The 16,137-nt window shown below is 59.8% G+C and carries 14 protein-coding genes and 1 tRNA gene; 10 read left to right on the top strand and 5 right to left on the bottom strand.

Annotated features, from left to right (window positions below):
* Nucleotides 1-153: 153 nt before the first annotated feature.
* Nucleotides 154-1,173, bottom strand: a complete 1,020-nt coding sequence (locus tag AK829_RS09315; protein ID WP_052205599.1) for a prephenate dehydrogenase — start codon at nt 1,171-1,173, stop codon at nt 154-156.
* A gap of 58 nt (nt 1,174-1,231) precedes the next feature.
* On the opposite strand from AK829_RS09315, the gene AK829_RS09310 reads away from it, so the two are divergent.
* The 10 genes from AK829_RS09310 to AK829_RS09260 all read left to right on the top strand — a co-directional run bounded on the left by AK829_RS09310 (nt 1,232) and on the right by AK829_RS09260 (nt 11,057).
* Nucleotides 1,232-1,717 carry a tRNA adenosine deaminase-associated protein gene (locus AK829_RS09310; RefSeq protein WP_052205598.1) on the top strand — a complete coding sequence of 162 codons (486 nt, stop codon included), beginning with the start codon at nt 1,232-1,234 and terminating at the stop codon, nt 1,715-1,717.
* Nucleotides 1,683-2,162, top strand: coding sequence for a nucleoside deaminase (locus tag AK829_RS09305; RefSeq protein ID WP_269745047.1), 480 nt, complete (start codon nt 1,683-1,685; stop codon nt 2,160-2,162). Before AK829_RS09310 ends, AK829_RS09305 begins: the two co-directional genes overlap by 35 nt.
* Nucleotides 2,163-2,239: 77 nt before the next feature.
* Entirely contained in the window at nt 2,240-2,497 is a 258-nt protein-coding gene (locus tag AK829_RS09300; protein WP_052205596.1) for a CsbD family protein, read from the top strand.
* A gap of 58 nt (nt 2,498-2,555) precedes the next feature.
* Nucleotides 2,556-2,643 (top strand) — tRNA-Ser (locus tag AK829_RS09295).
* A gap of 96 nt (nt 2,644-2,739) precedes the next feature.
* The gene (locus tag AK829_RS09290) at nt 2,740-5,112 is read left to right on the top strand and encodes an MMPL family transporter (RefSeq protein WP_052205595.1); all 2,373 of its coding nucleotides are present in this window, start codon (nt 2,740-2,742) and stop codon (nt 5,110-5,112) included.
* A complete protein-coding gene (gene tgt / locus AK829_RS09285) occupies nt 5,109-6,356 on the top strand; it encodes a tRNA guanosine(34) transglycosylase Tgt (protein WP_052205594.1) in 1,248 nt (415 codons plus the stop codon). The genes AK829_RS09290 and tgt overlap by 4 nt, the downstream gene beginning before the upstream one ends.
* A gap of 518 nt (nt 6,357-6,874) precedes the next feature.
* Complete coding sequence (locus AK829_RS09275) at nt 6,875-7,192, top strand: helix-turn-helix domain-containing protein (RefSeq protein ID WP_083278976.1); 318 nt, start codon at nt 6,875-6,877, stop codon at nt 7,190-7,192.
* A gap of 18 nt (nt 7,193-7,210) precedes the next feature.
* Nucleotides 7,211-8,110: a tRNA glutamyl-Q(34) synthetase GluQRS gene (gene gluQRS, locus AK829_RS09270; protein ID WP_052205591.1), complete on the top strand. Its 900-nt coding sequence runs from the start codon at nt 7,211-7,213 to the stop codon at nt 8,108-8,110.
* A gap of 152 nt (nt 8,111-8,262) precedes the next feature.
* Nucleotides 8,263-8,991, top strand: a complete 729-nt coding sequence (locus tag AK829_RS09265) for a hypothetical protein (RefSeq protein WP_157045340.1) — start codon at nt 8,263-8,265, stop codon at nt 8,989-8,991.
* Complete coding sequence (locus tag AK829_RS09260; protein ID WP_052205589.1) at nt 8,988-11,057, top strand: YPDG domain-containing protein; 2,070 nt, start codon at nt 8,988-8,990, stop codon at nt 11,055-11,057. The genes AK829_RS09265 and AK829_RS09260 overlap by 4 nt, the downstream gene beginning before the upstream one ends.
* Here the strand turns inward: AK829_RS09260 and AK829_RS09255 are convergent.
* The 4 genes from AK829_RS09255 to AK829_RS09240 all read right to left on the bottom strand — a co-directional run bounded on the left by AK829_RS09255 (nt 11,038) and on the right by AK829_RS09240 (nt 16,094).
* Nucleotides 11,038-12,723: an alkaline phosphatase D family protein gene (locus tag AK829_RS09255; RefSeq protein WP_052205588.1), complete on the bottom strand. Its 1,686-nt coding sequence runs from the start codon at nt 12,721-12,723 to the stop codon at nt 11,038-11,040. The two genes, AK829_RS09260 and AK829_RS09255, sit on opposite strands and share 20 nt — an antisense overlap.
* A 122-nt stretch (nt 12,724-12,845) precedes the next feature.
* On the bottom strand, nt 12,846-13,343 hold the full coding sequence (locus AK829_RS09250) for a ferritin (RefSeq protein WP_052205587.1): 498 nt from the start codon (nt 13,341-13,343) through the stop codon (nt 12,846-12,848).
* Between the two features lie 45 nt (nt 13,344-13,388).
* Nucleotides 13,389-14,345 (bottom strand): DUF1963 domain-containing protein, encoded by a 957-nt coding sequence (locus tag AK829_RS09245; RefSeq protein ID WP_052205586.1) that lies wholly within the window; start codon nt 14,343-14,345, stop codon nt 13,389-13,391.
* Between the two features lie 276 nt (nt 14,346-14,621).
* Nucleotides 14,622-16,094, bottom strand: coding sequence for an HNH endonuclease signature motif containing protein (locus tag AK829_RS09240; protein ID WP_157045339.1), 1,473 nt, complete (start codon nt 16,092-16,094; stop codon nt 14,622-14,624).
* Nucleotides 16,095-16,137: the final 43 nt, after the last annotated feature.

Raw genomic sequence — 16,137 nt, 5'->3', positions numbered from 1 at the left:
TCAACAAATATGCAGGGGAAGATATGCAGGTCTGCAGGTCACGGACCGTTTTCATTAACGGGCCCCTTATTGAAAAAACGCTCTGACCAGGGAACCTGCATATCTTCCCCTGCATATTTGCGTTTGGTAGGGGGCGGGCAGCCGCCGACGTGACTAGAACACCTCGACGCGCCCGCCGAGGGACTCGATCTGCTTCAGCTGCTTCACCCAGCCAGGCCCGCCCGGGTGTACGCGCATCACCGGACGCGAGGAAATGGCCACTGGCGAGACGGACTCGCGGCGCGCACCCGAGCGCGCGTTCATGCGCACGTGCGCGCGGTAGCCGGACTCGGCCAGCCACTCCATCGTCGGGTTCTCGGAAGCAAGACCCTCGCGGGCGCGAACCAGCAGGTCAATGTATTCATCAAGTACCTTGACAAGCGGCTCCGCATTGGTTTCACACATGTTGCGCACCAAGGACGGCTGCGTGCCGGCCACGCGCGTGGCGCCCTTAAACGAACCAGCGGCAAGCGACTGCGCCAGCGTGTAGCCGTGATCCCCAACAATGGACAGGGCTTCTGCCATCACGTGCGGCAGGTGGGACACACGCGCCACGGCCTCGTCGTGCGCTTCCGCAGAAACTGGCACGGCCTCCGCGCCAACGAGGGCAACCATGCGGCACACATCGGCAAAAAGATCCGCCCACTCCTGCGGCAAGCGCTCCGATCCCTCCGAGCACTCCACGGCGTAGTCATACGTGACCACCCACGCCGCGCGCGCGAACAGCCCGGTTTGGGAGGCCGCCCAACCGGACGCTTCCGTCCCCGCCATCGGGTGGCCGCCAACGTAGCGCTCAAGCATGCCGCGCTCATGCACAAGGGCGTAGACCGGCGCTTTTACAGACACAACGTCGGTAATGCCGCAGCTGGGCGCCCACTGGGCGATGGCATCGAGCATTTCAGCGACCACGTCGAACGGCACGGCGATCACGATGAGGGCGCCCAGATCCTCGGCACGCCGCAAGACGGCCTCAAGGTCCACGATCACGTCGAATCCGTCTGCGGCTGCTTGGCGTGCGCCTGCGTTGGAGTGCGTGTATCCAAAGGTGGGGTGGTTGTGCGCGGCAAGGTCGCGCATCAGGGAGCCGCCGATGAGGCCATTGCCAAGAATGCACACAGGTCGCAGTTTGGTCATGGACCATGAGTTTAACCCCCTGTTGTAACTGCCGCGTGCCGACTACGCTGTTGAAACCATGAGCCACTCTTACAGTGAGGGGTATGCCCTTACCGTCGCAAGGACGGATTCTGGCTGGTCAGTGCGCCGGTTCAGGGATGATTTTGAGGACATATCAACTTCCATTGACGCGGTGCGCGCCCTGCGCAGTGAGGGTCCGGCGTTCGCGATGTTGAATGTGGAGGATGAGTACCTGCTCATCGTCCGCCCCGGCCCGAGCAGCGTGCGGGTCCTGATTAGCGACGCCACAATGGCCGTCGACGACGACTTCGCCGCAGACGCCCTGGAAGAGGCCGGTTTTGAGATCCCGGACATTGACCTGGACCAGCTCGATAACACGGACGCGTGGGCCGACGGCAACTTTGACATCCTCGCTGACCTGGGTCTTTCAGAGCAGGTGATGAGCATTTTGCTTGACAGCGATCCGGCGCCCCACGACCTCGCGCTCACTATCGCCGAGGACCTGGACTTTGCAGACGAGTTCCTCCGTGCTTCCAAAAAGTAGAGCAGAAGAGCGGATGCGTGAGGCTATCGCCATTGCCCGAACAACCCCGCCCGGGGATGTGCCCGTGGGGGCAATTGTCTACGGGCCGGGTGGGGAGGTGGTTGGGGTGGGGACGAATCGTCGATTAGCAAACTGCGATCCAACGGCTCATGCGGAGGTGGAGGCGATCCGCCAAGCTGCCAAGAACCTGGGGACGTGGCGGCTGGATGGGTGCGAGCTGGTGGTCACGCTGGAGCCGTGCACGATGTGTGCCGGGGCGATCCTAGGTGCCCGGGTGTCCTCGCTGGTGTTTGGTGCTTTTGAACCGAAGACTGGGGCGGTGGGCAGCGTGCTGGATGCGCTGAGGGACCCGCGGCACCTGCACACCGTGGAGGTGCGCGGCGGGGTGCTGGAGGCAGCAACTAGCCAGCTGATGAGCACCTTTTTCAACGGTTTACGTGACTGAATTGTTATGGCGCCGCAGCTGGTAGTGCGCCTATGGTTGGAGATGTTATTAACCAATAAAACGAAAAGGAGCACACCATGGCTTTGGAAGGCAAGGGCGACCAGATCAAGGGCAACATCAAGGAAGGCCTCGGCGAGCTGACCGACAACGAGAAGCTGCAGAACGAGGGCAAGGCCGACAGCCTGATTGGCAACGTCAAGGAGAGCGTGGCTAACGCTGGCGACGCTATTAAGGACAAGGCCAGCGAGGTCGCCGAGAAGGTGGAGGACAAGGCTAACGAGGTTGCCGCGAAGGTAGAAGACAAGCGCGAGGAGCGCGAGGCAGAGAACAACTAGTGCCTGCTTGGCGTGGTGAATTTGGCCACGCGGGCACGCAACCGTTACGCTAGCTTGCGGTAGCGTGTCCGAGCGGCCGAAGGTACTCGCCTCGAAAGCGAGTGAGGGTAAAACCTCCGCGGGTTCAAATCCCGCCGCTACCGCCACTAAACTTTTAAACCGGCATCACCTGCAAGGCAGGCGGTGCCGGTTTTTTAAACAGAATCCAACGTTCGCACTCCTAGTCCGAGGATGGAAACCCATTGGCGAAGCTGCTGTACAAGCTGGGACGCTGGTCCTACCTGAATAAGTGGAAGGTGATCATCGCCTGGCTGCTGATCTTGGCTGCTTCTGCCGGTGCGGCGTTTTCGCTTTCAAAGCCGTTTACCTCAAACTTTGCCATTGATGGCACCCCGGCGATTGACGCGCTGGACACGATGGAGCGCAACTTCCCTGGCGGCGGCAACGTGGCCACGGCACCTGGTGTGAACTTGGTGTTTGCTGCCCCTGAAGGCCAGCAGCTGACGGATCCGTCGTATATGACTGCGATGGATGAGGTGATCGCCCATATTGATGAGCACCTTGAAGTGCGCGGCACGGAGCGCTTTGGCAACCCGGTGCTGGTGAATCAGCAGCTGCAGGAGACCATTGTTGGCCAGATGACGCAGATGGGTCTGCCGGAGGAGGCGGCCCAAAAAGATGCGTACAACGTGCGCCTTTTGTCTGATGACGGCAGGATTGGCTACACCACCTTTGAGTTTGATGCAGAGTCCAACTTTGAGGTCACGGAAGAGGACCGCCAGGTTGTGGCTGATGCGATGGACATTGGCCGCGCGGCTGGCCTCCAAGTGGAGGCGGGCGGTGCCGGTTACGGCGAGCCGATTGAGGTCAACACCACCTCAGAGCTGATCGGTATCGGCGTGGCGTTTTTGGTGCTGCTGGTCACGTTCGGCTCGTTTGCGGCGTCCACCATGCCCATCGTGTCCGCGATTGTGGGCGTGGGCATCGGCGCGCTAGCCATTTTGAGCACCACGCATTGGGTGGAGCTCAATGACGTCACCCCGGTTTTGGCGGTGATGATTGGTCTTGCGGTGGGTATTGATTACTCGCTGTTTATCTTGTCGCGTTACCGCCAGGAGCGCAAGACCCGCAGTGGCCCGGATGCGGCCGGTATGGCGGTGGGCACGGCAGGTAGTTCCGTGGTGTTCGCCGGCGCCACAGTGTTTGTCGCGCTGGTTGCGCTGGTGCTTGCCGGCATTGAGTTTTTGTCTTGGATGGGTGTGGCCGCGGCCTTTACGGTGTTCGTGTCTGTGCTGGTGGCGTTGACCATGCTGCCGGCGCTGCTTGGCGCGTGGGGCAACAAGGCGTTCGCCGGGCGCATTCCCAAGATTGCTGGCGAGCACCTCAATGAGCGATCCATGGGCCGCAACTGGGTGAACTTTGTGCGCCGCTTCCCGGCGTTGGTGATGGCCGTGGTGATTGTGGCGCTTGGCGCCATGTCCGCCCCGGTGTTGGGGCTGCAGATGGCGTTGCCGTCTGACTCCACCTCCAACTTGGACACCACGCAGCGTAAGTCCGCGGATTTGATGGCGGAAGGCTTCGGCCCTGGCGTGAATGCGCCGCTGCTGCTGGTGGTGGACGCCCACGGGGTGAACCCGGATGCGGAGATCCTGCAGCCGTACATGGCGGCGATGCCGGATGAGGCGGGTGGCCGCGCGCAGAAGGCGGCGCTGGCTAGTTTCCTCTACGCCGCGCAGGAGGCGAACAGCGTCAGTGGCGTGGTGCATGCGCAGTTGGTGAATGTGAATGAGGATTTCACTGCCGCGCAGATCATGGCCACTCCTGACGGCGGCCCTGAGGAGGAGTACACGCTGAAGGTGGCGCATGGTCTGCGGGAGAACAACCAGCAGGTTGAGGACGCTACCGGCGTTGACATCGGCTTGACGGGTCTGACTGCGGTGCAGATGGACATCACTGAGGAGCTTGCCAAGGCGATGCCGCTTTACCTGGCCATTGTGGTTGGTTTGGCCATTGTGTTGCTGATGGTGGTGTTCCGCTCCATCTTGGTTCCGCTGGTTGCTGGTCTGGGTTTCTTGCTCTCCGTCGGCGCTGCGTTCGGCCTGACGGTCTTGGTGTGGCAGGACGGGCTGTGGGGTCTGGTAAACACGCCGACGCCGATCTTGTCGTTCTTGCCCATCTTCCTCATCGGTGTCACCTTCGGCCTGGCCATGGATTACCAGGTTTTCCTAGTCACCCGCATGCGGGAGCATTATTTGCACCTCTTGCGCGACAAGGAGCCTCATGCTTATCGACGCGCCGTAGTCCACTCCACCGTCGAAGGCTTCGCCCAGGGCGCGCGCGTGGTTACCGCGGCGGCGATTATTATGATCGCGGTCTTCGTGGCATTCATCAACCAGCCGTTGCCGTTTATTCAGATTTTCGGCTTCGCTCTGGGTGCCGCCGTTTTGTTTGATGCCTTCTTTGTGCGTATGGCGTTGGTGCCGGCGACGATGTTCTTGATGGGCCCGTCCACGTGGTGGATACCGAAGTGGCTGGACAAGGTCTTGCCGGAAGTAGACGTGGAGGGCACTGAGCTGGAGGGGCTGGAGCCTGAGCTGGAAGGAGCTGCGCGATGAAAGAATTCGACCTGACTACGGAGCTGTACAACGAGCCGGGCAAGCATGGCCGCACGGGCGTAATTCATACCCCGCACGGTGATATTCAAACGCCGGCGTTCATTCCGGTTGCCACGAAGGCAACGGTGAAGACGTTGACGCCGGAGCAGATCCGCTCCACCGGCGCGCAGGCGATCCTGTCCAACGCCTACCACCTGTATTTGCAGCCGGGTCCGGAGATTGTGGATGAGGCCGGTGGCGTGGCTGCCTTTGAGAACTGGCACGGGCCGACTTACACGGATTCGGGTGGCTTCCAGGTGATGAGCTTGGGCGTTGGGTTTAAGAAGGTCCTTGCCATGGATACCGCAGGTCTTGTGGAGGGCGACATTCGCGCAGCAAACAAGGACCGCATGGCGCGTGTGGATGATGACGGGGTGGATTTCAAGTCTTTCATCGACGGCTCCTCCCACCGCTTCACGCCCGAGGTGAGCATGCAGATCCAGCACCAGCTGGGCGCGGACATCATGTTCGCCTTCGATGAGCTGACCACCCTGGTGGACACCCGCGAGTACCAGGAGCACTCCGTGGAGCGAACCCGTCGTTGGGCGAAGCGCTGTCTTGATGAACATCACCGACTCACTGAGCTGCGTACACACCGCCCAAAGCAGTCGTTGTGGGGCGTGGTGCAGGGTGCGCAGTATGAGGATCTGCGCAGGCACGCAACGCGTGGCCTTCTGGAGCTAGACCGCGAGGCGCGTGAGGCCGGCCGTCGTGGCTTCGGCGGCTTCGGCATTGGCGGTGCACTGGAAAAGGAAAACCTGGGCACGATTGTCGGCTGGGTGACTGATGAGCTTCCGGCGGACAAACCGCGCCACCTGCTGGGGATTTCTGAGCCGGATGACATCTTTACCGCCGTCGAGGCCGGTGCGGACACCTTTGACTGCGTGGCGCCGACCCGCCTGGGTCGCCGCGGCGGCGTCTACACGCTAGATGGGCGCCTGAACCTGATGGGTGCGCGCTTCAAGCGTGACTTTTCCGGTGTGGACGAGGAGTTCGGCGGCTATGTGTCTGAGAACTACTCGCGCGCCTACATCCACCACCTGCTCAAAGCGAAGGAGTTTTTGGCAGGCACGCTGTGCACCATGCACAACGTTGAGTTCATGGTCCGACTGGTGGACAACATCCGCGCTGCCATTGATAACGGCAACTATGAGGCCTTCCGCGACGAGTTCTTGGGCCGCTACTACGCGGGTAAACAGAAATAGGGTCTCCCCACGGTTTCAGCCCGCTCACGCAACCTCGTAGTATGAATGTTCTCAGTAAGATCTGAGACGGACTTTTGGGGTAAGTATCTGCTCATGTGAGTCACGTGGGAGGGACGCAACGATTGAGCACGTTCTGGCTTCGCTGGGGATTGAGATCTGTGCTACTGAGTGGGGCAAAAGCTTAGGAAAAGGTCTCTACGAATTGCGAATAAGACGCGATTTGGGAACGATCCTGCAGGAGTATGGGCCGCCAGATCTAGGCGACGAAATCCCTCAAGGGTGGCGAAAGAAACGGGTGCTCATCCGTGTCTATTGCACGTTCTACGGTAGGAAAGTTGTCTTGCTGCTTGGAGGGTATAACAAGCTGCGCAATCCAAGCCGAAAGCAGGAGCAAAAAGAGATCCGCGCGGCAAGGGCTGCGCTGGACGCTGGAGAAGAACCTAACACGCACTTGCTCGTATGTGATAAAACACATAACATTGCTCAAGATGCGCGATCTGGAGGAAGTGGGATAAAAAATGAGAACTACAAAATTTGAGGACTTTGTTCGGCCATATCGGGATTCAGCATCACCGGCAGCTGAAGTGATTCGTGGTTCAGCAGCACGCGCTTTTACTGCGGAGCTTGCGGAGCGCAAGGCGGTGGGTGCTGCTCTGGCGTCAGCGCGACATGATTGTGGTGCCACGCAGCAGTCTGTAGCTGATGCTGCTGGTATCCAGCAGGCTGAACTTAGCCGTATTGAAAATGGGGTTGGCAATCCAACCGTCGAGACGCTACTCAAGATTGTTGCCGCATTGGATTTACGTTTGACATTCACGCCGATTCAGGAACGCTAAGTCTAGGGGTACAACGCCATGTTCCAAGGTCCAGCCGGCAGGTATGCGCCAAGCCCGAGTGGGGATTTACATTTTGGCAACCTGCGCACGGCGGTGTTGGCGTGGTTGTTCGCGCGCCAGTCTGGCCGCAATTTTTACATGCGGGTGGAGGATATTGATTCGGAGCGTTCCAGTGCGGAGTCCGCGAAGCGCCAGCTAGAGGACCTCGCCGCGCTTGGGATTGAGTGGGATGAGCCGGTGCTGTACCAGCACGATCGGGGTGACGCCTATGCGCAGGCGCTGGCCGCGCTGCCCACCTATGAGTGTTATTGCACGCGCCGCGACATCCGGGAGGCCGCGTCCGCGCCGCATGCCCAGCCCGGCATGTACCCCGGCACCTGCAGGGATCTTCCGGAGGAGCTTCGTGCTTTTCGACGCCTAACGCTCTCCTCCGAAGGCCGCCTCCCCGCAATCCGCCTGCGTGCAGACGTTCGCGAGTGGACCGTACGCGACTTCTACCACGGGGAGTTCACGGGCCCGGTGGATGACGTGATTTTGCGCCGCGGTGGTCGCTTCGATCAGGCACAGGCGGGGGACTGGGCGTACAACCTTGCGGTGGTTGTGGATGACGGCTTCCAGGGCGTCGACCAAGTCGTGCGTGGTGATGACTTGCTGTTTTCCGCACCTGCCCAGGCTTATGTAGCTTCCTTATTGGGATATGAGGAACCTGAGTATGTGCACGTGCCGCTGGTGGTCAATGCTGAGAATAAACGCTTGGCTAAGCGGGACGGTGCGGTGACGTTGCGCGAGATGGCGCAAGCAAGCGGGGTGCAAGGGGTGCTCCACATGCTTGCAGAATCAATCGGTGCGGACCCTTCTGACCTGCTTGGAAGCTTCGATCCGTCGCGGCTGCCGCGGGCGCCGTGGGTGTGGCGCTGAAATTAATTCCCGAAAAAGCTTGCAATCGGCTGGAAATTTCCGGATAGTGAAATAATCTGTAAAAACTCAGGTACTTCTGACCTTCCCGTGAGATGCATGCAAGGATGTTTATGAAACCGTAAGGAATCGCAAAGAAAACAGCGGCTGGGGTGGTGGCACTGGCCCTTGGGGCGTCGGCCGTTGTAGCGCCGCAGGCGCACGCACTACCGGCGGAGTTCGTCAGCCCTCCGGGGCGGGTATCGAACCCGGAGCAGGGGCAATGCACCGTGGTGCTGTCTATCAACACCACTACGGTGTCGCCAGGACGTGCCTTTGCGCAGTCTCAGAGCGGCGTGACGGTTGGCGTTGGTCTGGACGCTGGCAACACCCAGTTCACTCCGTGGATCACCCTGGACCCTGAGGGTGAGCGCATTTTTGAATCCGCGAAGGCGAATATCACCGTGGAGAATGAGGCCCTGCAGTCTGCGGCGCACAACTATTCCGTAGAAATGCGCAGTAAGGGCAGCTACGATGCCGGCCCGCTCGATAGCGGCGAAAATGCGGTCTTGGACATCACCGATTTGTCTCCGGTGAAGCCTGATCAGTTCTCCCTGGCCCAGGGGCAGAAGCAGATCGCTCACGGGACGCTTGGTGTGGACCCTGCCTCGACGGGGGCGCAGACGTGGGCCTGGAAGATCACCTCGCCAACGATCAGGGCGCACGAGCGGTCTCGCGTAAGCCCGGAGGCTGTGGTCAATGTCGCGCCGTGGCCGATTGAGTCGGATGATTGTTTGCCGCTCACGCCATCTGAGAAGAAGTCCCAGCCGATTATTGCGGACGGTAAGGAATACACACCGGCATCACCGTTTCCAACGGTGCTGCGTCTGACTACGCACGCTTGACCGGCAACGTCTCCATCGCTGGTAAGAAGATCGAGGGCGCCAAGGTGCTTGTGGATGCCTCGGGCAAGGTCTTTGTCACCCTTCCCAAGGGCGCAACCGGCGCTGATGACAACAAGAAGGCCGCCAAGGTTGACGTAGAGCTGCTTGCTCAGCCGCGCGAAGCTACCAAGGATTCGGCGCATGAGTCCTACAACACGGCCCAGGTGCTCCGCGTTGTTGATGGAAGCGGCCAAGTTAACCAGGATTCTGCCCTGTTTGTTGGCTCCGTCCCAGTGCAGAAGTTTGCCCCGGCCTACAACTCCCCGAGCACGGTGAAGCCGGGTGCATCCGTCGATGTTGCGCTGAAGACCCAGCCGGGCAACGTGCGCGGCCACGCCGTTGGCGCGACCTACACCGTTGTTAACCCGCCGCAGGGTTGGACAGCGCAGCCGGCAAAGGACGGCACGCTGAAGGTCACGGCACCGAAGGGTGCGAAGCACGGCGATGAGGCCACCTTCAACGTGAAGGTCACCTACACCGATGGCTCGAGTGACACCATCACCACCGTGGTGAAGGTGCAGGATGACGCGAATAACCTGCACACCCCGGGCTACGGCGAGACCTACGGCAAGGTCAACACCGAGGTCACTCTGGAGCAGAACAATAAGGACCTGCCGGAAGGCTCCACGTTCACCATCACCCCGGGCCAGGACCTGGGCGATTGGGCGCCGAAGGTTGACCCGAATACCGGCACCATCACGGTGACCATCCCGGGCTCCGCGAACCCGGGTGATCAGAAGACGATTCTGGTGGACGTGGAGTACCCGGACGGGAGCGTCGATAAGCAAGTGCCCGCGAAGGTCACTGTGCTGAACCAGCCGGGCTACGGCGAGGTTACTGACAAGCCGGGTGCCAAGGTTGAGCTGGAGCACACGGGCAAGGTTGTGGATGGCTCCACGTTCACCATCACCCCGGAGCAGGACCTGGGCGAGTGGGATCCGCAGGTTGACCCGAACACCGGCACGATCACGGTGACCATTCCGGACACCGCCAAGGATGGAGACGAGAAGACGATTCTCATCAACGTCAAGGACCCGAAGTCCGGTAAGACCGAAACAGTGCCGGGCAAGGTCATTGTGAAGGATCCGAAGCAGCCGGATACGCCGAGCAACCCGAACCCGAACAACAACACCACCATCGTGATTGTTGTGCCGAAGGGTCCGGACGCAACGGTTGAGATTGACAAGGACAAGACCCCCGAGGTGCCGGACGGCAGCACGCCGCCTGCTGTTACCCCAGGTAACGGCCAGATCACCATCAACATCCCGAATGGTGTGCAGCCGGGCACCAAGATCACCATCCCGGTGACCATCACCAACCCGGACGGGTCGAAGGAAAGCAAGGAAATCACCGTTGAGGTTCCGGAGCTGCCGAAGAATGACGGCAACAACGTGGTCATTGTGACCCCGGGTGGTAACGGTGACGTGAAGGTCCCCGAAGGCTGGACCTACACCAAGGACGGCGACAACATCATCGTTCACGTTCCTGGCGGCACCAAGCCGGGTGACTACACGGTGGCTGTCCCGGGCCCGAACAACACCAACGTTGACGTGCAGGTAACCGTGCCTAACACGGATCCGAACAACGGCAAGGGTTCCAGCGACGCGGTGAATAAGTGCTTCGAAAACGCCATCACCTCTCCGCTGTTCTACCTGCTGCCAATCGGCATTCTGGGCGCCGTTGCTGGCAACCTGGCTGCGCCGTACATGACTGAGGTGAACAACCAGCTGAACTCGCTGGCACGCCAGTTCAATTCGGACGTGAACTTTGACTTCGGTCTTGGCAACAACGGTTGGGATAACTCCACCAACAACTACAACCAGTTCGGTGCAATTGGTGAGCAGTTCGGCGCATTCATGAATGACCCGAACCTGCGCGAGCTTGGGACGATCGCACTGGGTCTCCTTGGGGCACTTGCAACCGCGGGCCTGCTGTATGACTGGTGCTCCCACGAGCCGGGTGAGGCCGTCACCTCCATCGGCTCCGCAAAGAAGGACGCTCCGGAATCTAGTCGGGCACAGGGGTAAAACCCGAGCCCCTGCGCCAGGTTAACGACGTGCCCGGGGAGACGGCAGAGTGGGAGTTGAGGATGTCGTCCACACGCCGCCAGTTCGTGTGGACGGCGTCGGGGGTGATCGTCACGGCGCAGTAGCCGTGCGTGGCCATGGCAACGTGGTGCAGGCTCGGGTTGGCGGCGCGGATATAGCGGGTGGCGGCGTTGATAAGCGTGCTGCTACCGGGCACCTTCAGCGACTCGGCCACGTTCGGCGCGGTGATAGAGGCGCACACAACTTCGCAGCCGATCTGCTCGCCTTCATACGAGATGGTGTGGGCCCATTCGGAGTGGATGTCCCCAGTCAAAAAAATCGGGTTTTTTCCTAGCCGCCCAAGGGTGTTGATTACGCGGCGGCGTTCAAAGTCGAAGCCGTCCCACTGGTCGCCATTGAGCGGCAAGTGCTCGTAGGCAGGTGCCGTGGCGGTGAGGATATTGGACGACAACGCCGCTGCCACCGGGCGTGTCTTCGGGCTTTGCATCACCGCGCCGAGGCGCATGGGTGAGAACATCACGGAGTTGCCCAGCGCGTTCCACGTTGTATCGGACTCGTGGAGGGTGTCTATGAGCCAGTTGTACTGTTCAGCGCCGAGCATGCTGCGGGCGTCCCCAGGCTGGCGGCGGCCGCCTTTCCAAAACTCCACATCACGGTAGGTGCGCAGGTCCATAACGGTCAGTTCCACCAGGTCCCCGAACCTAAAGGAGCGGTAGATGTGGCCTTCCGCCGACGGCTCAGTAGTGCGAACCGGCATCCATTCGTAGTAGGCGCGGATGGCAGCGTCACGGCGCTCCAGAAAATCCCCCTCATCCACCTGATGGTTATCGGCGCCTTCGGCCCAGAAGTTGTTGGCCACTTCGTGGTCGTCCCACACCACAATCCACGGCATCGCGGCGTGCGCGGCCTGCAGGTCCCGGTCGGTACGGTAGTGACCGTAGCGTGCGCGGTAGTCCGCAAGTGTCAGCGTTTCGTGCGCCGGTTCGTGCAGGCGCACAGGTCCCCAGCCGGAGTATTCGCCTTGTGCGTATTCGTAGATGTAGTCGCCCAAGAACACGGTGAGGTCCAGCTCGTTGTCCCACGCGCGTTCGGCCATGTCGCGGTAGGCGGCGAAGAACCCGGCCTCATAGTTCGCGCACGATGCCACGGCCCATCGCTGCAGCTCAACCGGCCCTTCTGGTGCGGTTTTGGTCCGCCCGACCGGCGATGTCGCCCCCTCGTGCGGCCCGGCCGTGACCACAAAGCGGTAGTAGTAGACGCTTGAGGGCTCAAGCTTATCGACGTCCACGTGCACCCCATGATCCCTCCCAACCTGAGCCACCACGTGACCTTCCCGAACGATCCGCGTGAACTCCTGATCCTGCGCCACCTCCCAGCGCAGCGGGGTTGGCGATCCTCTTCCGGAGCCCGGCCAGGCGTACTCATCAGGGGTTACGCGCGTCCAGATAACCACGGCATCTGGCAGCGGGTCGCCGGAGGCAACACCGTGAACAAACGGCAGGGGTGCCAGCTCTTCTTGTGTCAGCGGCATCCGCGACGGCGCCGGCTGCATGCTTTGCGCAAACGCCTGCGTTGCAAGTCCCGCACCCACCGCACCGACGGCTGCGGCGCGGCGGAAAAACGAACGACGAGAAACGCGTGTCACGCCAACATGGTCAATGACACGCGTCTAAATCGCCACCGCTAGAGGCGGTGTTTGTACAGGTTTCGCCCCAAATTCAACGGGCGTTTACCTGCAGTTGTTTATGTGGTGGCCTACTCGGTGGCCTACTCGTTGGTGCTGCGGTTGGACAGCGCAGCGTCGATACGCAGAAGGCCCGAACCGTCGGTGCCAACAAGCTCAAGCTGATCCACAATCTCGCCCACCGTGGACTCTTCCTGAATCTGCTCCTCCAGGAACCAGTTCAGCAGAGCGCGTGAACCGAGGTCGCCCACCTCATCAGCAATGCGCGTGATTTCGCGGATCTGCTCGGAGACCTTCTTCTCGTGCGCAAGTGCTGCGCGGAAGGCGTCGAGCGGGGTGCTGATCTCGGGTGCGTCGATCGTGATGTCGTGTGGCTTCACGCGCTCACCACGGTCAATGAGGTGCTGCGCGAACTTCTGCGCGTGGTCACACTCCTCCTGGGCCTGGGCGGCAAACCAAGAGCACAGGCCCGGGAAGGACAGGGCGTCCATCTCGTTTGCCAGGTAGCGGTAGATGTAAGCCGCGCGGTATTCCTCGGTGACCTGCTGGGTCATTGCTTCTTTGAGTTTCTCGTTAACCATGCTTTGGGATTCTAGTTGATTTTGTGGGGGATGGGTAGGGGGAAACTAGCCACAGTCCCAGTAGAAAACAGCCCCATCGGCCGTGCCGGTGTTTTCGGAGCGGTACACCACGGCCTCGCCGGCCTGCATTTTCTTCAATGCGTCCGGGTGCAGAAATACGTGGGCCACACCTAAATCACCCCACATCGCTTCGAAGGGAAGCTCTTCTTCTTCCAGATATGTGGAATCAATTTCCAGGAAGTGAACGTACCCATCAGGCTGAAAAGGGTCTTGGGCGAAAGCGGGGAAACCGCCAAGCATAATGTTGCTTTGGTTGCTGGCTGCGGCTCGCAACTCAACTAGCTCGTCAAAGTACTCATCGTTATCAAGAAAGTCGTCGTCCTTTTCGGACTCCAACGCCTCGTACACTGCTTGGTCAGTGGGAGGGATCATTGCCACTGCACTAGACAAGGAAATCGGAGAGTTCATAACCTCCCCAAGATCCTTGCTAAACGGGGAACAAAAATCCTCGTGCTCTTCATCGAAGTCAGCAGGCTCCGCGGTATGCGGTCCAGGGAAGCTGTGGTTGCCAAAGCCTTCCGCAGGCTCAGGGATATAGCGAATCTCCATGCCGTCGCCAGGCGAATCTGAAGTAAATCCGCCGCTGAGGGGATCAGCGCCGACAAAGAGTTGAAAAATTCCTGATTCCGGAATCAATCCGTCGAGAGTTGCTTCGCTTGTCGACGCCCCCTCCGCACGCACATGACCGACAATATCCGCAAAATTCAGCTGAATGATGTGGAGCAGTGGCTGACCGCTCTTTGCGATGGGCCATGCCGCACCTTCCGGAAGGTACGGCCTGCCACCGAAGTACGAACCATGTTCGGTCGGAGTGCCGTTGGAGTAGGGAAGGACGACACCTGGTGTAGCTAGTTGGATGAGGCCATCAGTGTCTTCGGAAATATGCTCTCCGGACTCGATCATCGATCGGAGCGCTTGAAGCTGTGCTGAGAAGTCTGACACGGCAGGAGTTCCTTCCGCTAGGAAAACAAGCTGTTTAATCGGAGATTGTCCTTCAAGAAAAAGAATGCTGCAATAGATATCTAGCCTGGCTTGGGTCGCGGTTGGTCGTTGAAGATCCCTTCGACATTGTGGCCTGTGGATTTGGGCTTGGGCTTGTGGTTGGTGAAAGTTCGGCGCTCATTTCGGCCCTCATTTGTCCCAAGTCAGGAACCACGCCGAGGCCTCCTTCGGAAAAACGGGCTGTTTTTGTGTTGGTGCCTGGCCACCTGGCTTCTCTTACTCGGGTCGGGTATCGACGAGTTCTTCTGGGTCGTAGTCTTCCACCCATCCGTAGGCATCTTCTGGATCCGGGAAGGGTGGTTCGGAAAAATCGGGTTCTTTTGGCAACGGCTCCGGCAACACCGCCTTGATCGGGAAGTGAAGGCTGTATTCTTCCTCCAAGGCTGCGATCTGGGCATCGGCCTGTTCAAGGTTGTGGTGGTTATCAAAATCATCCAGTATTTTGTGGCCCTTGGCGTAGAACTGCGCCACTCGGCTGCGACGCTGGCACACTTGCTCAAGGTTGCTCTTCCACCGTGGGGCCTGCGCTTGGGTGTTGTGTGCAATCAGGCTATCCGGCGTGCAGGTTTCATAGGTGCCGTTGGCAAAAAGCCACAAGATTTCACCCGTATCCGGATCCGGCACGTAGAACCCACGCTTATCGGTTTTCAAGTTGTGGTGCTTCTGACACAACGGGTACAGGTTTCCCGGTGTGGTTTTGCCACCCTGGCCAAACGGGATCCGGTGATCCAACTGACACCTCAATGACGGCACCGTGCATCCCGGGAACACACAATGCGTGTGACGAGCACACACGACGCGTCGCATTGCTTCGGTTGGGGTGTAGCTATCCGTATGTGCTTGAAGTTCCGCCTCCATATCCACTTCGGTGACCTTCGCTGACGCCAGCAGGTCATCGAGCGCCGCGGTAGCTTCTGGGGTCAAGGCACCTACTCCTGGTACATAGGCTGGCCCACCAGGCGCGCGGTCTTTCGGCACAAACACATGCAGCGTGGTCTTGGTTGGGGTGATCTCCCCGGAAAGTAGTTTCACCATCGCATCGGCCATGGAGGTTTTATGCTCCCGTGCAGTAGCCAACACGTGCTCGCGTACGACCTGTGCCGTCAACGGGTTGGTAGCCAACGTAACCAGTGTTTTGACCGTGCCGGACTGTGCAGACACCTCAAAGATCACCGCATCATCAGCCGCGTGTGCCTGTGTTTTGCGTTGCATGCGCCGCTTTGGTTGGTAGGCGCAGGTTGGGTCAATGCGTTTGATCATCTCCCGGATACGACGAGTAATCGTGGTGGTTTGTGGGGTGTGCTGCCCAGGCCGTGTTGGGGTAAACGTAGTAGTCAACATCTCATCAAAATCGGCATACGCCTCATCAGTAATCTGTGGGCCAAGCTCGGCAAGCACCGTATCGATGGCACGTAAATGCTGCAGATCCATCACACGCGTCTTGGCCTGGAGTGCTCGTAGTTTCGGTAAGTGCTGTAGACGTGCATGGGAAAAGATCGCTTGCTCAACCGAGCCTTTAGTCCAGCCGGTTGCTTCCCTCATGGCCACTACTTCCAGGTCGACGTCATCAACACTTGCCCCGGGTGTGGCGAAGTGACCGAAGGCATTCCAGTAAATATCGCGAATGCCTTGACTAAACGTGCTTAGTGGATCTTCTGGTCGCTGTGTGCGGAAGTATGGTTCGCCCACGGTCTACCCCCAGTGTTGTGTTCCCTATGTTCCCGTTGTTTTG

The sequence above is a fragment of the Corynebacterium riegelii genome (assembly GCF_001263755.1).
Classification (GTDB): domain Bacteria; phylum Actinomycetota; class Actinomycetes; order Mycobacteriales; family Mycobacteriaceae; genus Corynebacterium; species Corynebacterium riegelii.
The sequence above is the reverse complement of the archived record's forward strand: the minus strand, read 5'-3'. Positions and strand labels throughout refer to the sequence as shown.

Excerpts from the sequence above, each read along its gene's own strand:
- tgt (WP_052205594.1), top strand. The coding sequence starts at position 5,109 with ATGAAAGAATTCGACCTGACTACGGAGCTGTACAACGAGCCGGGCAAG.
- AK829_RS09315 (WP_052205599.1), bottom strand. The coding sequence starts at position 1,173 with ATGACCAAACTGCGACCTGTGTGCATTCTTGGCAATGGCCTCATCGGC.
- AK829_RS09300 (WP_052205596.1), top strand. The coding sequence starts at position 2,240 with ATGGCTTTGGAAGGCAAGGGCGACCAGATCAAGGGCAACATCAAGGAA.
- AK829_RS09250 (WP_052205587.1), bottom strand. The coding sequence starts at position 13,343 with ATGGTTAACGAGAAACTCAAAGAAGCAATGACCCAGCAGGTCACCGAG.
- AK829_RS09275 (WP_083278976.1), top strand. The coding sequence starts at position 6,875 with ATGAGAACTACAAAATTTGAGGACTTTGTTCGGCCATATCGGGATTCA.
- AK829_RS09310 (WP_052205598.1), top strand. The coding sequence starts at position 1,232 with ATGAGCCACTCTTACAGTGAGGGGTATGCCCTTACCGTCGCAAGGACG.
- gluQRS (WP_052205591.1), top strand. The coding sequence starts at position 7,211 with ATGTTCCAAGGTCCAGCCGGCAGGTATGCGCCAAGCCCGAGTGGGGAT.